Here is a 17403-nt window from a genome sequence, read left to right on the forward strand (position 1 = left end):
ATGTCCGTTTGCCTCAAGAGTGATGTAGCAAGGCGCATGCCGGAAAAATTGTCGAACAATGAACCCGGTGAAAAAAACGGCGAGCCTCGGGGCTCGCCGTTTTTTTTGGCGCGTTTTCAGGGCAGGAATGAGTCAACGACCGCTGACGGTGCAGTCAGGTCAATCAGCACTCCACCCAGTTCACGGCCAGCCCGCCCCGCGAGGTTTCCTTGTACTTGTCGTGCATGTCGGCGCCGGTGTCGCGCATGGTGCGGATCACCCGGTCGAGGGAGATGAAGTGATTGCCATCGCCGCGCAGGGCCATTTGCGTGGCATTGATCGCCTTCACCGCCGCGATGGCATTGCGCTCGATGCACGGCACTTGCACCAGGCCACCGACCGGATCGCAGGTCAGACCCAGGTTATGTTCGAGGCCGATTTCGGCAGCGTTTTCCAATTGCTCTGGCGTTGCCCCGAGTACATCGGCCAGGCCGGCGGCGGCCATCGCACAAGCGGAGCCGACTTCGCCTTGGCAACCGACCTCGGCGCCAGAGATCGACGCATTTTTCTTGCACAAAATGCCGACGGCGGCTGCGCCGAGAAAGAACGCAACGACGTCATCGTCAGACGCATCCGGATTGAATTTCATGTAGTAGTGCAGAACGGCCGGAATGATCCCGGCGGCGCCGTTGGTCGGCGCGGTGACCATGCGCCCGCCCGCGGCGTTTTCTTCGTTGACGGCGAGGGCGAACAGGTTGACCCATTCCATTGCCGACAAAGTCGAACTGATCACATTCGGTTTGCCGATTTCCAAAAGGCTGCGGTGCAGTTTCGCTGCGCGGCGCGGCACTTTCAGACCGCCGGGCAGGATGCCTTCGTGGCGCAGACCTTGTTCGACGCATTCGCGCATCACCGACCAGATGTGCAGCAGGCCCTGGCGGATCTCGGCGTCGCTACGCCAGGCGCGTTCGTTGGCCATCATCAATTCCGACACGCGCAGATTGTGTTGCTTGCACAGGGCGAGCAATTCGGCGGCGCTGGAAAAGTCGTACGGCAACACCACGTCACTGGTCGGCGCCACGCCTGACTCGGCCTCAGCGGCTTCGACGATGAAACCGCCGCCCACCGAGTAATAGGTTTGCGTGAACAACTCGGCGCTTTCGCCAGAGGCGGTCAGCGACATGGCGTTGGGGTGGTAGGGCAGGCTCTCGTCGAGCAGCAGCAGATCACTTTGCCAATCGAAAGCAATCGAACGCTGACCGGCGAGGGACAGTTGCCCGGTTTCGCGCATTTGCTGGATGCGTGGGTCGATAGTCGAGGGATCGATGCTGTCCGGCCACTCGCCCATCAGGCCCATGACGGTCGCGCGGTCGGTGGCATGGCCAACGCCGGTGGCCGACAGCGAGCCATACAAACGGATTTCCACCCGTCGCACGTCATTGAGCAGATGCTGGTCGATCAGGGTCTGGGCAAACGTCGCCGCTGCGCGCATCGGGCCGACGGTATGGGAACTGGACGGGCCGATGCCTACTTTGAATAGATCGAAAACACTGATAGCCATGCTAAACCCTCACAAGCAATGGAGTAGGAATCGCTGCCATTTTTTGTCGGACAAGCGCAATGTCGGCGATACTGCCTGCCTCGGTTCGAGGTGACCAACGAAACCTCCTAAGACAGCCTTTAGCAGGACTAAACAATGAGTCGTCAATTGCATGCCCAGACCTATGTCTGGCTGCAGGTATTTGCCTGTGCGGCCCGGCACCTGTCGTTCACCCGCTGCGCCGAAGAGCTGCACATCACCCCGGGGGCGGTCAGCCAGCAGATTCGCCAATTGGAAGAGCGCCTGGGCTTTCGCCTGTTTCATCGGCGAGCGCGCGGCGTTGAGTTGAGCGCGCAGGGGCAGCGGCTGGCGATTACTGTCAACGAAGCCTATGGCAGCATCGATGCGGAGTTGCGCCGACTGGATGCCGGGATGATCAGCGGGACGTTACGGCTGCGTTCGATTCCGTCGTTTCTCGGCAAGTGGCTGACGCCGCGTCTGCCGCGCTTGCAGCAACGCTTTCCGGACATCCAGTTGCGCCTGGTGGCGGAGGACAGCAGCGTGCCGTTGCACGAAGGCGATTTCGATCTGGCCATCGATCTCAACGATGGCAGTTACCCCGGATTGTTATCCACAGCCTTGCTCGACGAGCAGATATTTCCGGTATGCGCGCCGAGCCTGCTGCGTGGGCGACCGCCGTTGCACGGGCCGGCGGATCTGGGGCATTTCCCGCTGCTGCACGACATCACCGCCTGGCGTGGCAGTTACGAATACGCGGAATGGGAGTTCTATTTGAATGCGATCGGCTTCGAAGGCGCCGATGTGCGCCGCGGGCATACGTTCAATCGCAATCACCTGACCATCGAAGCGGCGATTGCCGGCATGGGCGTGGCAATTGCCCGGCGCACGCTGCTCAACGACGAGCTGGAACGCGGCACTCTGATCGTGCCGTTCGGCTTGTCGGTGCCTAACCATAAACGCTACGTGCTGCTGTATGCGCCGGGGGCGTTGAGCCATCCGGGCGTACGTGCCGTGCACGATTGGCTGGTGGAGGAGGCGGGGATTTTTCGCAGTCTGCACCCGCTGAATGAGCAGCAGATGTGAGTAGATTTTTCAGCGGAGCGGGTCGACCCAACTCCCGACCTTAGCAGCGCTTTGCTCGGTTGTCCGGCTTTTTTTGCGAATGAATATTTTTCTTTTTTCAGGGGTTGAAATGTTCGGCGCTCGGGCCGATTGTTGTAACCAGGAGGTCAGGAAATTCAACTCAAGGCCTCCAGCGAGCTAGCTGAAATAAGGGATGAACTATGCAAATCCAAGTCAACAGCGATAACCATATTCAAAGCAGTAAGCGACTGGAGGAGTGGGTACGTACAACTATTGAGAGCACGCTCGACCGTTATGAAGAAGACCTGACCCGTGTCGAAGTCCACCTCAGCGACGAGAACGGCGAGAAGCCAGGTCCCCATGACTTGCGCTGCCAACTGGAAGCGCGGCCAAAAGGCCACCAACCGATTTCCGTGACCCACAAAGCCGATTCGCTGGAACAGGCGATCGACGGTGCTGCCGAAAAACTCGAGCACAAACTGGATCATCTGTTCGGCAAACTGCGAGGTAAACCACGCGCCGCGGTAGTGCCATTTACCGGCAAGGCCAACGACAAGCTGCTGGCGGAAGAATTCGACGAGAACGAACAGGCAGCCATCAACAGTTGATGCGCTGATTTCACAAGTCACACAAGGAGAACGGGCCTGCTGATGCAGGCCCGTTTTTTGTTGGTAGCAGAAAAGCCCCTCACCCCAGCCCTCTCCCGGAGGGAGAGGGGGCCGACCGGGGTGTCTTGCGTGATATATCGACCTGCAAAACCGAGTCGATTATGGGTTCGGTAAAGTACGTTCAGGTCAATGAATTTCTGAAGCATCCCGCAATCAGTTCCCCCTCTCTCGGGGAGAGGGCCGACCGAGGTGTCTGAAGAGGTACATCGACCTGAAAGACCGCGTTGATTATGGATTCGGTAAAGCAGAATCAGGTCGGCGTACTTCGCAAGCATCCCACGGCCAGTCCCCTAACCCTCTGGGAGAGGGTTAGGGTGAGGGCATTTTTCGATTCGCCGCAATTCTTATGATCTGCTCTAGCACATCGTCCATCTGCTGGATCACCTCGAGGTTACTGAAACGCGCGACCTCAATGCCCTTTTGGTTCAGATAGCGTGTCCGGCGCTGGTCATGAATCAATCCCGCTGTTTCATAGTGCTGACCACCGTCCAGTTCAATCGCCAATTTCAGCTGCGCACAGTAAAAATCCAGCACGTAAGGCGGACACGGAAACTGCCGGCGAAATTTCAGATTGGCGATTTGGCGGGAGCGGAGTTTTTGCCAGAGCAACTGTTCGCAATCGGTTTGGTTGACGCGTAACTGGCGGGCGAATTGGGCGAGGGTGGGGCGGGTTTGCATGCTTCACGATCCTTGTGAAGTTGGTTTGATATTTCACTGTAGCCCATTCCCCTCACCCCAGCCCTCTCCCGGAGGGAGAGGGGGCCGACCAAGGTGTTTTGCGGGGTACATCGACCTGAAAGACCGAGTCGATTATAGATTCGGCAAAGCAGAATCAGGTCGGCGTACGTCGCAAGCATCCCACGATCAGTCCCCTCTCCCTCTGGGAGAGGGTTAGGGTGAGGGGCTTTTCAACCCTCAGAACGCCACAGAAGTCTGCACATAAACCGTCCGCGGCTCCCCGACGTACTTGCCCTTGTTGTTGTCATCGAACGAGCGCGTGAAGTACTGCGTGTTGAACATGTTCTTTACCCCCACGGCCACATTCAAATCCGACAGTTGCGGTCCGAAGTCATACCCGGCGCGGCTGCTGAACAGCATGTACCCCGGTATCTTGCCGGTGCTGCCATCGGCACTTTCCTTCGAGGTGTTGGCGTTGTCGGCGAACTGATCGCTCTGGAAGCTGCTATCCAGATTCAACTTCCAAGGGCCTTCGGTGTAACCGACACCAATCGTGCCTTTGTGTTTCGACGAGAACGGCACGCGATTGCCCTTGTTCGGCCCGTCTTCGCGGATAGTCGCGTCAACATAAGCGTAGCTGGCGTAGACATCGAAACCGGCCAGCGCCGGACTCAAGTCATCGAGGGCGTAATTGACGCTGGTCTCGATGCCTTGATGACGGGTTTCACCGCGGGCGATCACCGAATCGTTGGTCTGGTTGCTTTCGTACTGGTTATCGAAGTTGATCAGGAATGCGCCGATTTCCGCGCGCAGGGCACCATTGTCATAACGCGTGCCGAGTTCCCAGGTGCGGGCCTTTTCCGGTTTCACCTCGCCGCTGCTCACGCGGTTGGGCATCTGGCTGTACTGCACACTGCCGAACGAGCCTTCGGTGTTGGCGTACAGATTCCAGCTGTCGGTCAGGTGATAGAGCACGTTCAGCGCCGGCAGCGCGGTGTTGTAGTCGCCCTTGTATTTGACGTTGGTCAGGTTGTTGGTCTGCTGCGACTCGATCATCTCGTAACGTATGCCCGGGGTGATGGTCCATTTGCCGATGTCGATACGGTCGTCGACGAAGAACGCATTGGCCTCGGTGCCGCCACGGGTATCGCGGTCGTTGCGGCTGCTGGTGGTCGGGTATTCGTTGGCGCTGATCGGCGTGCGGTAGCGCAGTTCGTGACCGGCCTCGTTGATGTAGCGGTAGCCGACGCCGACTTCATGGCTGCTCGGACCCAGGTCGAAGCCTTGGGCGAAGCGGGTTTCCAGGCCACGCACCCAATACTCGCGTGGCGACAGCGAAAGGAACGTGCCCTGATCCAGATAGCCGCTGCGCAAAGTCTTGGTGAAGAAGGTGTTGGCGGTGAACTCGCGGCGATCTTCCTGATAGCGATAGCCGAAGTTGAACATCGTCCGGCGCCCCCAGAACTGGTCTTTCGGGCGCGTCGACTGATAAGGATCGGCGTCGTAATCGGCGACGTTCAGACCGCCGGGCATGTCGGCCTTGCCTTCGTAATACTGGGCCATGGCGTTGAAACTGTTGGCTTCGTCGAGCTGGTATTTGCCCTTGAGAATCAGGTCGTCGATCTCGCTATCGCTGTGCTCACGCCAGTCACCGCCACGGGTGCCGGAGTACAGCAAGGCGCCGCCCAGGCCGTTGGCGTTGGTGCCGCCGGCCAGCAGATTGGCGCTGGTCTTGAAACCGTCGTGGCTCGACGACGGGCTGGTTTCAGTCTGGAAACCACCCTTGACCGTCGGCTCGTCGGGGATTGCCCGGGTCACGAAGTTGACCACGCCGCCGACGTTCTGCGGGCCGTAACGCACCGCGCCACCGCCGCGCACCACGTCCACGGCATCCATGTTGCCCATGCTGATTGGCGCGAACGACAACTGCGGCTGACCGTACGGCGCGAAAGGCACCGGAATGCCGTCCATCAAGACTGTCGAGCGCGCGGCCAGACGTGGATTCAAACCGCGAATGCCGAAATTCAGCGCCATGTCATGGCTGCCGGTGCCGTTGTTCTCCGGCGCATTGACGCCGGGGATGCGGTTGAGCACGTCACGGGCCTGCGTCGCGCCCTTGCGCTCAAATTCGTCGCGGCGAATCACATCACGCGCGCCCGGGTGTTCGAACACGTTGACCTGCGCCGCATCGCCGAGCCAGTCGCCGACCACGGTCGAAGTGCCCAACTCAAGCGCGGAATCTCCCAACGGTTGCAGGCTGAAGGCATTTTCGCCCTCGGCGCGGGCTTGCAGACCGGTGCCTTCGAGCAATGCATCGAGACCTTGCTGCGTCGTGTAATTGCCTTCCAGACCACGGCTTTGCACACCGCTGGTGACTTGCGAGCCGAAGGAGATCAGCACGCCGGCTTCACGGCCAAACTGGTTGAGCGCGGTTTCCAGCGACGCCGGGGCAATGTGATAGACCTTGGTCTCGGCGCCCAGCGCGGCGGGCAGGGCGGTGAAACTCAGGCTGGCGCCAAGCAGAAGATTGCGCAGGCTGCGGGCCAGTGGCGTAAGGCGGGTGGGCTGCATGTGGATGATCCTGAGAAGGTGGAATCAAGGGGGCTTTCCTTCTCTGTCACGCCAGATCTGAAAAACGGCTCATTTTTTTGAAAATAAAAAGATCGCAGGCTTTTGTAGGAGCCGCCGAAGGCTGCGAGCTTTTGATCTTGCTTTCTAAACCCGCGCTTCAACGCTCACCCAATATCGGGTAAAGCGCCTCACTTTCACTGGCAAACTGATTTCCAGCAGGTCGAGAATCCGCTCACTGTCATCCAGCGGATACGTCCCGGAAATCAGCAGATCGGCGACCGGGCTGGCGCAACTCAACTGACCGCGCCGGTAGCGGCCAAGCTCTTCAAGAAAGTCGCCGAGGCGCATATGGGCGGCGACCAGCATGCCATCGGTCCAGGCGCCGCTGTTGGCGTCCAGCGGTTTAGCCTCGCTGACCGAGCTGGCAGTAAAACTCAACTGCCGCGCGACCGGCAGCAGCAGGGGCGCGCGCGGGTTGGCGGTGAGTTCGACTCGCCCTTCAAACAGCGCGATCTGCGTGCGATCGGCAAACTGCCGCACGTTCAGGCGCGCCCCTTGGGTTTTCAACACGCCGTGCGCCGTGTGTATGTCGAACGGGCTCGCAGCGCTCAGGAGCATTTCGCCTTCAAGCAGACGAATCTGGCGCTGCGCGTTATCGACATCGGCGGAGCTGGCGGTATTGAGCTGCAAGGAATCGGCGCCGCCCAAGGCAACTTTGCGCCGTTGCCCGACCGGTGTGCGGTAATCGGCGAGCAGCGACGGCAGCGGCGTGTGCTCGCGCAGGCCCCAGGTCGCCGCTGAGCCGGCACCGAAAATCAGCAGCTTTTTCAGCGCCTGACGACGGCTGGCGGCCTTCGGCCCGTTCAACGCCGCGTGGGCCAAGGGTGACGACACGCCGCGCAAGCGCTGGTTGACCCGTTGCATGTGCTCCCACGCCCGGCGGTGCTCGCTGTGCGCATCCAGCCATTGTTGCCAGGCCTGTTGCTGGCGCGGGGTGAGCGTGCCCTGCTGCATTTCCAGCAGCCAGTACACCGCCTGTTCGGCGACCTGCGCGGAAAATTCCGGCACTCGATTCATAAAGCGAAATAGCAGCGCATCGCCGCTTTGTTCAGATGGCGTTTGACCGTGGCTATCGAGATACCCAGTTCAGCGGCGATCTGCGGATAAGTCAGGCCATCGACCTGCGCGAGCAGGAAGGCGCGTTTGATCGGCTGCGGCAAACCGTCGAGCAGCTCATCGAGTTCGAGCAACGTCTGCAGGATGATCGCTTTGTGTTCTTCCGACGGCGCGACCATCTCGGGCATTTGCGCCAGCGTCTCGAGGTAGGCGCGTTCCAGATCCTGCCGCCGGTAATGGTTGAACAGCACACGCTTGGCCAAGGTGGTGAGAAACGCGCGCGGTTCGATGATCACCGGCGGCTCGCGGGCGGTGAGCACTTTGACGAACGTGTCCTGAGCCAGATCCGCCGCGCTGTCCGGGCAGCCGAGCTTGCGTCGCAGCCAGCCGGTGAGCCAGCTGTGATGGGCGTGATAGAGCGATTCGACAGGATGGGCGGGCGGCAACGAAATGACTCCGGACGCAATGCTTGCGTAGAGAACGTGCGTTAGAGAACAAGAACGGTTCGCATTGTAGGGGCTGGGGACCGTGTCCGGCAATCAGATGCTTTTGCGTATGAGAATATTTATCATTAATATTGCTCGCCTGTAGATTCGGCTTGTCGGCCGAACGTTTTTCGTTTCAGGGTCGAAACATGAAAGGCAAACTCGCCACGCTTCCCATGTCCTATCGTCTGGCCGTCACTTCGCGAGTGCTGGCGGCGGTTTTCGGCGGCTATCTGGTCGCGGCGCTGGCCAGTGTCACCCTGACGCTGTGGCTGCCGTTGAACCGCGCTGAAGCCGTGGTCACCGGCATGACCGTGTCCTTTCTCGTCTATCTGGTCGCAGTGCTCTGGTGCTTTGCCTGCCGCAGCGCATGGTCGGCATGGGTCGGCTTGCTGGTGCCGAGCGTGATTCTCGCCACCATTTCCGGTGTCGCGCGCGGTCTGGGGCTGGCATGAAAGAGGGTTTCCGCCAGGCGATGGCCTGGCTGCACACCTGGGCCGGACTGGTGTTCGGCTGGTTGCTGTTCGCGATCTTTTTCACCGGAACGCTGGCTTACTTCAAAGACGAAATCAGCCACTGGATGCAGCCGGAAATGGCTGCGCATCCACTCGATGCCGAAGCGAGCCTGACCCTGGCGCAAAACTATCTGCAGCAACACGCCGCCGGTGCCTCGCGCTGGCTGATCGATTTGCCCGATGCCCGCGATCCCGGCCTTACCGTGCGCTGGCAGCAGGCCCCGGCCATGCCCGGGGAGCGCGGTCGCTTCGAATCCAGGACCCTCGACGCCCAGAGCGGGGCCGAAGTACAGGGCCGCGAAAGCATGGGCGGCGAGTTCTTCTACCGCTTCCACTTCCAGTTGCAGATGCCTTATCCGTGGGGCCGCTGGCTGGCGACCATCGCTGCGATGGTGATGTTCGTCGCGTTGATCAGCGGCATCATCACCCACAAGAAAATCTTCAAGGACTTCTTCACCTTTCGCCCGCGCAAGGGCCAGCGTTCCTGGCTCGACGGGCATAACGCGGTGGGTGTGCTGGTGCTGCCGTTTCACTTGATGATCACCTACAGCAGCCTGGTGATTTTCATGTCGATGGTCATGCCGGCCAGCATCGTTGCCTCTTACGGCAGTGACGTGCGCAAGTTTTACGACGAAGTCTTTCCCGCCTCGAAGACGCCGGAACGTGCTGATATCGCCGCGCCGCTGACCGCCATGGCTCCGCTACTTGCCAAGGCCAGCGAGCAGTGGTCGGGCGGCCACACCGCGCGCCTGTCGGTGAGCAATCCGGGCGATGCCAGCGCCACGGTGGTGCTGTCCCGCGCAGGCGATCAAGTGGTGCATGATTTCGGCCGGGCGGTGACGTTCAACGGCGTCACTGGGCAGCTCCTGAGCAGTACCCCCGATCAACCCATGGCGATGTCGGTGGGTGGTGCATTCTACGGTCTGCACATGGGCCATTTCGCCGGGCCGCTGTTGCGCTGGCTGTATTTCATCTGCGGACTGGCCGGCACGGCGATGATCGGCACCGGGCTGGTGATCTGGCTGGGCAAGCGTCAGCTCAAGCACGCAAAAAGCCCAGCGCTGCCGTTCGAATTGCGTTTGGTCGAAGTGCTTAATATTGCCAGCATGGCCGGGCTGGTGTCGGCGGTGGCGGTATTCTTTTTGGCCAATCGGTTGTTGCCGGTGAGTCTGACGGGACGGGCCGACTGTGAAGTGAATGCGTTCTTCATTGCCTGGGGCCTGAGCCTGGTGCATGCGGTGTTGCGTCCGGGCCGCAAGGCCTGGATCGAACAGCTGACGCTCGGCGCCGCGCTGTTTATCGCGGTGCCGCTGATCAATGCGCTGACTACGCCGTGGAATCTTGGCGCGACCTTGATACAGCGCGATTGGGCGTTGGCCGGATTTGATCTGACTTGTCTGGCGACGGGGCTTTTTCTCGGCTGGGCTGCGCGCAAGATGCAGCGTGCTGGCAACCGCGTCAGCGTTCCCAAAGTAAAGTCATCGCCTCGGTCGATTACCCTTGAACAGAGTGCCAACTGATGCTGCTGGCCCTGTTACTCACCTACGCCGGTTTCACCGCATTGTGTCTGTCGATGCCTCGCCATCACGCTGAATTGCTCGGCGCCAAACCTTCGACTGGACGGCAGCGAGCGATGTCGTTGGCGGGATGGCTGTTGCTGGCGCTGTCGCTGTGGGCGGCGGTCGCAGCCAATGGCTGGAGCTTTGGTCTGGTCGACTGGTTCGCGGTGCTGATGCTCAGCGCTTTGGCACTGGTGCTGTTGCTGCCGTATCGCCCGCGTCTGGCCTTGGCACTGGCCGGGTTGAGCCTGCTGGCGAGTCCGGTTGCGGCCTGGGCGCAGTGCTGAAGTGCTGATCGGTCTGCCGCCGGAATCGCGTGATGATGAAGCGCGTGGCGCGCGTGCGCATTTTCTCCAGGTGTTTCTGTCCCAGCGTGCGCAAATGGAAGCACTGGTGAACCGGCGCGTCGGTTGTCGGGCGACGGCGGCGGATCTGGTCCAGGATCTGTTTTTGCGCTTCTGGCGGCGGCCGCTGGTCCAGGTCGAAGAACTCAGCACCTATCTGCTGCGCTGCGCCGGCAACATCGCCATCGATCATTTGCGCAGCGAAGGCACGCGCACGCGGTTCAACGATGGCTGGCTGCCGGACGAACCCGATAGCCACGGCAGCGAACCCCAGGCCGCGCTCGAAGCCGGCAATGATCTGCGTCATGTCGAAGCAGCGTTGCGCGCCTTGCCCGAACGCACGCGGCAGATTTTTCTGCTCAATCGCATTCACGGGCGCAAGTACGCGGAAATCGCCAAGGCCATGGGGCTGTCCCAAAGTGCCGTGGAAAAACATATGATGCGCGCCCTCGAGGCCTGCAAGGCCAGCCTGCGCGACCCCGCGCCACGCCTGCCAGGGAAAGCACCGTGAAGCCATCCACTCCGATCACACCGACACCGGCCCAGGAGCAGGCCGCGCTGGCCTGGCTGAGCCTGTTGCACGACCGCCCGAGCACTGATGATCAACTGACCTTCAGCCAATGGCTGCGCGCCGATCCCGCCCACGCCGAGGCGTATGCGCAGGCGCAGGTGATCTGGGAACTCAGCGAAGCCCCGGCACGCACGCTGGCCGATGAAGAGGCGTTCGCGTTGCAAGGTTATCTGCAGGCGATGGATGCGCCACGGCGTTCGCCATTGTTGCGTTGGTCTGGGGCGCTGGCGGTGGCCGCGTGTCTGCTGCTGATGGTCAGCCTCGGCACCGGCTGGCAAGCGCAGCGCTGGTTCGACGATCTGCGCGCCGATCATGTCTCGGCGCCCGGTGAAATCCGCACGGTGACCTTGGCCGACCAATCGCAAGTGACGCTGGATGCTGATAGTGCGATTGCCGTGGATTTCAGCCACGGTCAGCGCCGCGTGCAGTTGATCCGTGGCGCCGGTTTCTTCAGCGTCACTCACACCGGCGAGCCGTTTGTGGTGGCGGCGGAGCAGGGCGAGGCGCGGGTACTCGGCACGCAGTTCGAAGTGCGCCGGCAACCTCACGGCGCGCAGGTCACGGTGTTGTCCGGGCGTGTCGCGGTGACGGCGGATGAGCATGGCGAACAGCAGATTCTCACTGCCGGCCAGCAAGTTGCCTATGCCAACGGCACGGCGGAAAAACTGCATGCCGTGGACAGTGACGCACAACTGGCCTGGCGTCAGGGTTGGCTGACTTACTACAAAACCACGTTGGCTGATGTGGTCGAGGATCTGCGCCGCTATTACCCGGGGCGGATTGTGCTGATCAACGATGAGCTGGCAGCGCGCAAGGTCAGCGGCAGCTTTCCGAGCAAGGACCCGCAGGCGGTGCTCAATTCGCTGCAGGGAGTGTTGGGGTTTGAGCAGCATCGGGTGTTGGGGCACCTGATCATTTTGCGCTGAGGCAGCAAAAGATCGCAGCCTTCGGCAGCTCCTACATTGGAATGCGTTCCCCTGTAGGAGCTGCCGAAGGCTACGATCTTTTGATCTTCAAAATTATTTTCGATTTATGGTGAGGTAACTCCGGGGCCCATCCGTGTAGTGACTGAAACTGCGAGCCATTCGCATCCGTTGCGGTTCTACACAGGTCATTGAGCAATGAAGTCCAGGGCAAAATCCGGTTCGGTCAAACAGTGGTTAAGCGTGTCGGCGTTGAGTTTTTCCGCGTTGGCATTGCTGCCTATGAGCATGGCGCTGGCCGCTGAAGCGCTGAGCAATCAGGCGCAGCAGCAATTCATTTTCGCCCTCGCCGCCAAACCGCTGCCGCAAGCCCTGAGCGATTTCAGCCGCGTGACCGGGCAAAGCGTGGTCTACACCGACGAAGCGCCGTACGGCCTCAATGCTCCGGCAGTCAACGGGCAGATGAGCGCCGAGCAGGCCCTGCAACGCCTGCTCGGCAACTCCGGCCTGAGCTTTCGCCGCACTGACAGTCACACCTTGGCACTGGAGCCGGCGCCGACCGAAGGCGCGCTCAATCTCGACGCTACAACGATCACCTCAACGCGCGGTGAATCGCTGAGTTATCAGCCGCCGGAAACCAGTTCGGTGATGCGCTCATCGGCGTCGCTGCAAGAAATTCCGCAGACCGTCAATGTCATTCCGGCGCAGGTCATTCGTGATCAGGCGCCGCGCAATCTCGACGACGCGCTGGCCAACGTCAGTGGCATCACTCAGGGCAACACCTTGGGCAGTACGCAGGATTCGGTGATGACCCGCGGTTTCGGCGACAACCGCAATGGCTCGATCATGCGCGATGGCATGCCGCTGGTGCAGGGCCGCGGCATGAACGCCAGCGTGGACCGCGTCGAAGTGCTCAAGGGCCCGGCCTCGTTGCTCTACGGGATTCAGGATCCTGGCGGTGTGGTCAATCTGGTCAGCAAGAAGCCGGAACTGACCCAGTACAACGCTTTGACCCTGCGGGGTTCGACCTACGGTGACGGCAAGAACGGCAGCGGCGGCGCCTTCGACAGCACCGGTGCGCTGGGCGACTCCGGTTTCGCCTATCGCATGATCGTCGATCATGAAGACGAAGATTACTGGCGCAACTTCGGCACTCACCGCGAGACCCTGATCGCGCCGTCGCTGGCCTGGTACGGCGAACGCACCAAGCTGCTGTTTGCCTACGAGCACCGCGAATTTCTCACTCCGTTCGACCGTGGCACCTTGATCGATCCGCGCACCAATCATCCGCTGGATATCTCGCGCAAGGAGCGTCTCGATGAGCCGTTCAACGACATGGAAGGGCGCTCGGATCTGTACCATTTCGAAGCCGACCACGAACTCAACGACGACTGGAAAGCCCACTTCGGCTACAGCTGGAACCGCGAAACCTATGACGCCAGCCAGGTCCGCGTTACCGCCATTAATACCCGCAACGGCACACTGACACGCAGCATGGACGGCACCCGGAATGCGATCAGCACCGACCGTTTCACCACCGCCAGCCTCGAAGGCAAAGTCAATGTACTGGGCATGCAACATGACCTGGTATTCGGCGTCGATGACGAGTACCGCAAGATCTACCGCGAAGACTTGATTCGGCAAAAAAGCCTGAGCACTTTCAGCTACCTCAATCCGGTGTATGGCCGAGAAGTGATGGGCACTACGGTGAGTGCGCCCGACAGCGCACAGACCGATGAGCTGCGCAGCGATTCGGTGTTCCTGCAGGATTCGATTCACCTCAACGAGCAGTGGATTCTGGTCGCGGGAGGACGCTTTCAAGAGTACGACCAGTACGCCGGCAAAGGCGTGCCGTTCAAGGCCAATACCGACAGCAACGGGCAGAAGTGGGTGCCGCGCGCCGGTCTGGTCTATCGCTACACCGACGCTTTGTCGTTCTACGGCAGCTACACCGAATCGTTCAAACCCAACTCGACCATCGCCCCGCTGAGCGGCAGCAGCACGGTACTCGACGGCAGTATCGCGCCGGAGGAAGCCAAGTCCTGGGAGTTGGGGGCGCGACTGGATATGCCGGGCAGCATCACCGGCAATATCGCGTTGTTCGACATCAAGAAGCGCAACGTGCTGGTGGCCAACTCCGAAGGTCCGACGACGATTTACAGTGCGGCAGGCGAAGTGCGTTCACGCGGGCTGGAAGTCGATGTCAGCGGGCAACTCAGCGAGCGCTGGAACCTGATCGGCAGCTATGCCTACACCGATGCCGAAGTCACCGAGGACCCGGACTACAAAGGCAAGCGCCTGCAGAACGTCGCGAAGAATTCCGGGTCGCTGTCGGCGGTGTACGACTTCGGCAATGTGTTTGGCGGCGATCAATTGCGTGTCGGTGCCGGCGCACGTTATGTCGGCGAGCGGGCCGGCAACGCGGTGAATGATTTCGATCTGCCGAGCTACACCGTGGCTGATGCATTTGCCACTTACGACACCAGAGTCGAAGGGCAGAAAGTCAAGTTTCAGTTGAACGTGAAGAACCTGTTTGATCGCACTTACTACACGTCATCAGCGAGCCGGTTCTTCGTCTCGATGGGGGACTCACGGCAGGTTTCGCTTTCCAGCACTCTGGAGTTCTGAGTCAAAGTCAAAAGCCCCTCACCCTAGCCCTCTCCCGGAGGGAGAGGGGACTGACCGTGGATATTCCAGAGGTACACCGCCTTGAACGTGATGCTTTGAATCCATAATCGATTCGGTGTTTCAGGTCGACGTATAGCGCCAGACACCTCGGTCGGCCCCCACTCCCCCTGGGAGAGGGCTGGGGTGAGGGGAATGGGCTCACCGCAAAAACGCCTGCCGATACTCCCCCGGCGTCCCACCCAGAACCTGACGAAAGCGATTGGTGAAATGACTGGCACTGGCAAACCCGCACGCCAGCGCAATCTCGCCCAAGGGCAACGTCGTCCCGCGCAACAATTCCCGTGCCCGGCTCAAGCGCCGCGCCAGCACATATTGATGCGGTGGAAGTCCGAAGCTCACGCGAAACATCCGGGCGAAGTGGTATTCCGATAACGCGCAGAGTCCGGCCAATTGGCCGAGGCTGATTGCTTCGCTCAACTGATTGTCGATGAACTCCACCAACTGCCGGCGCTGATGCGGCGCCAGCCCGCCCTTCAAGCGCAAGCCCTGGCGCGCGCCGACCTGACTGAGCAAGGTGTGGCTGATCAATTCATGGGCGAGGCTACTGCTCAGCAGACGTTCGGCAGGCTCCTCCCAATTCAGCGTCAGCAGCTGCCGGAAGCGCTGCGCCTGCTGCGGATCTTCGAGAAAGGTCTGTTCGCGCAACTGCATCTCACGAGGTTCGCGATCGAGCAACGTCACGCAACCGAGGGCGAATTGTTCGGCGCTGAAATACAGGTGCGCCAAGCGGATATCACCGTTGATCACCCAGCCTGACTCGTGATCGGCCGGCAGGATGCACAGCTTGTCCGGCCCGCCCTTGCGGCCCGGCTGGCCGCGCCGGAATGTGCCGGTGCCGCCGGCGATGTAGCAGGACAGCGTGTGATGACTCGGCGCTTCGTATTCCTGGGCGTCGTGGTGGTTGGTCCACAAGGCCGCTGACAAGCCGTCACCGAGCTCGGCGCTGTGCACGAGGCGTGCGTTCGGCGAGCGGTTGAGGGCTTGAAAGACTTGCAGGGTATCGATGGCGGCCATGTTCGGTTCTCTTCAACGCCTTCGCATCCTACTCCGTAGACGTGGCGCTGCCAGCCTGCTGGCGGACAAAAGCGCAAGATTCTGCAAGCGTGCATGGGCGGGCGAGGCAGACACTCAAGGCCTGTTTGAGGAGCGTCTGCCATGAACCTGTCGTTGTACCTGCTGACCGTGCTGATCTGGGGAACCACTTGGATTGCCTTGAAATGGCAATTGGGCGTGGTCGAAATTCCGGTGTCGATTGTCTATCGCTTCGGCCTGGCTGCGCTGGTCCTGTTTGCGCTGTTGCTGCTCAGTCGTCGCCTGCAGCCGATGGATCGTCGCGGGCATCTGATCTGCGTGGCTCAGGGTTTGTGTCTGTTCTGCATCAATTTCATGTGTTTCCTGACCGCCAGTCAGTGGATTCCCAGCGGACTGGTGGCGGTGGTGTTTTCCACCGCGACGCTGTGGAACGCACTGAATGCGCGGGTGTTCTTCGGGCAGCGCATTGCGCGCAATGTATTGATGGGCGGCGCGCTCGGGCTGTTCGGTCTGGGACTGTTGTTCTGGCCGGAGGTGGCCGGGCATCAGGCCACTCCGCAAACCCTGCTCGGCCTCGGGTTGGCGTTGTGCGGAACCTTGTGTTTTTCGGCCGGCAACATGCTCTCGAGTTTGCAACAGAAAGCCGGCCTCAGACCGCTAACCACCAACGCCTGGGGCATGGCCTATGGCGCGGCGATGTTGTCGGTGTGGTGTCTGCTCAAAGGCATCCCGTTCGAGATGGACTGGTCACCACGTTATGTCGGCGCGTTGCTGTATCTGGTGATTCCCGGCTCGGTGATCGGCTTCACCGCGTACCTGACGCTGGTCGGGCGCATGGGCCCGGAGCGTGCGGCTTACTGCACAGTGCTGTTTCCGGTGGTGGCGCTGAACGTGTCGGCGTTTGCCGAAGGCTACCAATGGACCGCGCCGGCGCTGGTCGGGCTGGTGTTGGTGATGCTGGGCAACGTGTTGGTGTTTCGTAAACCGAAAACGCTGTTGTCAGCAGGGCAGGGGAAGTTGGCCTGATAGAACGAGCGCTGCTGTTCAGCGCTCAACTTTCAATGTGATGTAAATCATCACCGGGAAGATGAAGTCGACAATATGTCTTGCCCAGTCTTTGGCGTTCCATGATTGCGAAGTGTCCATGTCGAACCATTCGACGCCGACCGTTTGCAGGCACACGTAGTAAATGAAGATGGCAACCAATATGCCCATGATCGAAAACTTCTTGGCTTCATGAAATTCCGCGGCCGATGCATCGACGTAGCGATATAACTGGTAAGTGCCGATCAGGCACAGCACCGTGTAAGTTACTTCCATGGTGATGATGAACCAGTAGATCCGGTGATGGATCATGGGTGAGTCAATCGCCCGGTACATGATGTTTTCACTGGCATTGGTGGTGTCCATGCTCAGGATGTGCGCGACGTAAGTGTAGTTGGATTCATAGTCGGTGAAGTTGTGGATCATCACCAGCAGGCCAAAGAAACTTATATAAGCCATCAAGACGACTTTGCTGTAACGAATGAGTTTGTCGGTGGTCAGGGTGTTCACGGGATTGGCTCTCCATGGCAATTAATCAATAAGTTGATAATTCCCGAGAGCTTATAGTGCAGTTAGTTGGTATGGC

General features: G+C 60.3%; 16 protein-coding genes. 9 read left to right on the forward strand and 7 right to left on the reverse strand.

The genetic code is table 11. The features are described 5' to 3' along the window. Window positions 1-163 precede the first annotated feature (163 nt). Window positions 164-1540: an L-serine ammonia-lyase gene (locus BLU71_RS26610; protein ID WP_083354245.1), complete on the reverse strand. Its 1377-nt coding sequence runs from the start codon at window positions 1538-1540 to the stop codon at window positions 164-166. Between the two features lie 135 nt (window positions 1541-1675). Between BLU71_RS26610 and BLU71_RS26615 the strand changes: the two genes are divergently transcribed. After that, window positions 1676-2623, forward strand: coding sequence for a LysR substrate-binding domain-containing protein (locus BLU71_RS26615; protein WP_065615820.1), 948 nt, complete (start codon window positions 1676-1678; stop codon window positions 2621-2623). 200 nt (window positions 2624-2823) lie between these two features. Further along, window positions 2824-3231 carry an HPF/RaiA family ribosome-associated protein gene (locus BLU71_RS26620; RefSeq protein WP_016771629.1) on the forward strand — a complete coding sequence of 136 codons (408 nt, stop codon included), beginning with the start codon at window positions 2824-2826 and terminating at the stop codon, window positions 3229-3231. Between the two features lie 369 nt (window positions 3232-3600). On the opposite strand, the gene BLU71_RS26625 is transcribed toward BLU71_RS26620, so the two are convergent. The 4 genes from BLU71_RS26625 to BLU71_RS26640 all read right to left on the reverse strand — a co-directional run bounded on the left by BLU71_RS26625 (window position 3601) and on the right by BLU71_RS26640 (window position 8102). After that, window positions 3601-3969: an endonuclease domain-containing protein gene (locus tag BLU71_RS26625; protein WP_083354246.1), complete on the reverse strand. Its 369-nt coding sequence runs from the start codon at window positions 3967-3969 to the stop codon at window positions 3601-3603. A gap of 237 nt (window positions 3970-4206) precedes the next feature. Next, a complete protein-coding gene (gene fecA / locus BLU71_RS26630; RefSeq protein ID WP_083354247.1) occupies window positions 4207-6540 on the reverse strand; it encodes a TonB-dependent Fe(3+) dicitrate receptor FecA in 2334 nt (777 codons plus the stop codon). Between the two features lie 144 nt (window positions 6541-6684). Then, window positions 6685-7617, reverse strand: coding sequence for a DUF4880 domain-containing protein (locus tag BLU71_RS26635; RefSeq protein ID WP_083354248.1), 933 nt, complete (start codon window positions 7615-7617; stop codon window positions 6685-6687). Next, window positions 7614-8102 carry a sigma-70 family RNA polymerase sigma factor gene (locus BLU71_RS26640; RefSeq protein ID WP_042607676.1) on the reverse strand — a complete coding sequence of 163 codons (489 nt, stop codon included), beginning with the start codon at window positions 8100-8102 and terminating at the stop codon, window positions 7614-7616. Before BLU71_RS26640 ends, BLU71_RS26635 begins: the two co-directional genes overlap by 4 nt. 188 nt (window positions 8103-8290) lie before the next feature. On the opposite strand from BLU71_RS26640, the gene BLU71_RS26645 reads away from it, so the two are divergent. The 6 genes from BLU71_RS26645 to BLU71_RS26670 all read left to right on the forward strand — a co-directional run bounded on the left by BLU71_RS26645 (window position 8291) and on the right by BLU71_RS26670 (window position 14681). After that, window positions 8291-8596: a DUF3649 domain-containing protein gene (locus tag BLU71_RS26645; protein ID WP_042607677.1), complete on the forward strand. Its 306-nt coding sequence runs from the start codon at window positions 8291-8293 to the stop codon at window positions 8594-8596. Then, the gene (locus tag BLU71_RS26650) at window positions 8593-10176 is read left to right on the forward strand and encodes a PepSY-associated TM helix domain-containing protein (protein WP_083354249.1); all 1584 of its coding nucleotides are present in this window, start codon (window positions 8593-8595) and stop codon (window positions 10174-10176) included. The genes BLU71_RS26645 and BLU71_RS26650 overlap by 4 nt, the downstream gene beginning before the upstream one ends. Beyond that, the gene (locus BLU71_RS26655; protein WP_083354250.1) at window positions 10176-10502 is read left to right on the forward strand and encodes a DUF3325 domain-containing protein; all 327 of its coding nucleotides are present in this window, start codon (window positions 10176-10178) and stop codon (window positions 10500-10502) included. The genes BLU71_RS26650 and BLU71_RS26655 overlap by 1 nt, the downstream gene beginning before the upstream one ends. Window position 10503: 1 nt before the next feature. Then, entirely contained in the window at window positions 10504-11070 is a 567-nt protein-coding gene (locus BLU71_RS26660; RefSeq protein WP_064364430.1) for an RNA polymerase sigma factor, read from the forward strand. After that, the gene (locus tag BLU71_RS26665) at window positions 11067-12056 is read left to right on the forward strand and encodes a FecR family protein (RefSeq protein ID WP_083354251.1); all 990 of its coding nucleotides are present in this window, start codon (window positions 11067-11069) and stop codon (window positions 12054-12056) included. Before BLU71_RS26660 ends, BLU71_RS26665 begins: the two co-directional genes overlap by 4 nt. A 195-nt stretch (window positions 12057-12251) precedes the next feature. Next, window positions 12252-14681: a TonB-dependent siderophore receptor gene (locus BLU71_RS26670; protein WP_083354252.1), complete on the forward strand. Its 2430-nt coding sequence runs from the start codon at window positions 12252-12254 to the stop codon at window positions 14679-14681. Window positions 14682-14879: 198 nt separating this feature from the next. Here the strand turns inward: BLU71_RS26670 and BLU71_RS26675 are convergent, their stop codons facing one another. Beyond that, a complete protein-coding gene (locus BLU71_RS26675) occupies window positions 14880-15755 on the reverse strand; it encodes a helix-turn-helix domain-containing protein (protein ID WP_083354253.1) in 876 nt (291 codons plus the stop codon). A 141-nt stretch (window positions 15756-15896) separates the two neighbouring features. Between BLU71_RS26675 and BLU71_RS26680 the strand changes: the two genes are divergently transcribed. Next, window positions 15897-16799, forward strand: a complete 903-nt coding sequence (locus tag BLU71_RS26680; protein ID WP_065615828.1) for a DMT family transporter — start codon at window positions 15897-15899, stop codon at window positions 16797-16799. 18 nt (window positions 16800-16817) lie between these two features. Here BLU71_RS26680 and BLU71_RS26685 read toward each other — a convergent pair whose 3' ends face one another. Beyond that, window positions 16818-17327, reverse strand: coding sequence for a DUF2165 family protein (locus tag BLU71_RS26685; protein ID WP_042607685.1), 510 nt, complete (start codon window positions 17325-17327; stop codon window positions 16818-16820). Between the last annotated feature and the right edge of the window lie 76 nt (window positions 17328-17403).

It is taken from the genome of Pseudomonas moraviensis (assembly GCF_900105805.1).
Lineage (GTDB): Bacteria > Pseudomonadota > Gammaproteobacteria > Pseudomonadales > Pseudomonadaceae > Aquipseudomonas > Aquipseudomonas moraviensis_A.

Excerpts from the sequence above, each read along its gene's own strand:
- BLU71_RS26610 (WP_083354245.1), bottom strand. The coding sequence starts at position 1,540 with ATGGCTATCAGTGTTTTCGATCTATTCAAAGTAGGCATCGGCCCGTCC.
- BLU71_RS26615 (WP_065615820.1), top strand. The coding sequence starts at position 1,676 with ATGAGTCGTCAATTGCATGCCCAGACCTATGTCTGGCTGCAGGTATTT.
- BLU71_RS26620 (WP_016771629.1), top strand. The coding sequence starts at position 2,824 with ATGCAAATCCAAGTCAACAGCGATAACCATATTCAAAGCAGTAAGCGA.
- BLU71_RS26625 (WP_083354246.1), bottom strand. The coding sequence starts at position 3,969 with ATGCAAACCCGCCCCACCCTCGCCCAATTCGCCCGCCAGTTACGCGTC.
- fecA (WP_083354247.1), bottom strand. The coding sequence starts at position 6,540 with ATGCAGCCCACCCGCCTTACGCCACTGGCCCGCAGCCTGCGCAATCTT.
- BLU71_RS26635 (WP_083354248.1), bottom strand. The coding sequence starts at position 7,617 with ATGAATCGAGTGCCGGAATTTTCCGCGCAGGTCGCCGAACAGGCGGTG.
- BLU71_RS26645 (WP_042607677.1), top strand. The coding sequence starts at position 8,291 with ATGAAAGGCAAACTCGCCACGCTTCCCATGTCCTATCGTCTGGCCGTC.
- BLU71_RS26650 (WP_083354249.1), top strand. The coding sequence starts at position 8,593 with ATGAAAGAGGGTTTCCGCCAGGCGATGGCCTGGCTGCACACCTGGGCC.
- BLU71_RS26655 (WP_083354250.1), top strand. The coding sequence starts at position 10,176 with ATGCTGCTGGCCCTGTTACTCACCTACGCCGGTTTCACCGCATTGTGT.
- BLU71_RS26670 (WP_083354252.1), top strand. The coding sequence starts at position 12,252 with ATGAAGTCCAGGGCAAAATCCGGTTCGGTCAAACAGTGGTTAAGCGTG.
- BLU71_RS26675 (WP_083354253.1), bottom strand. The coding sequence starts at position 15,755 with ATGGCCGCCATCGATACCCTGCAAGTCTTTCAAGCCCTCAACCGCTCG.
- BLU71_RS26680 (WP_065615828.1), top strand. The coding sequence starts at position 15,897 with ATGAACCTGTCGTTGTACCTGCTGACCGTGCTGATCTGGGGAACCACT.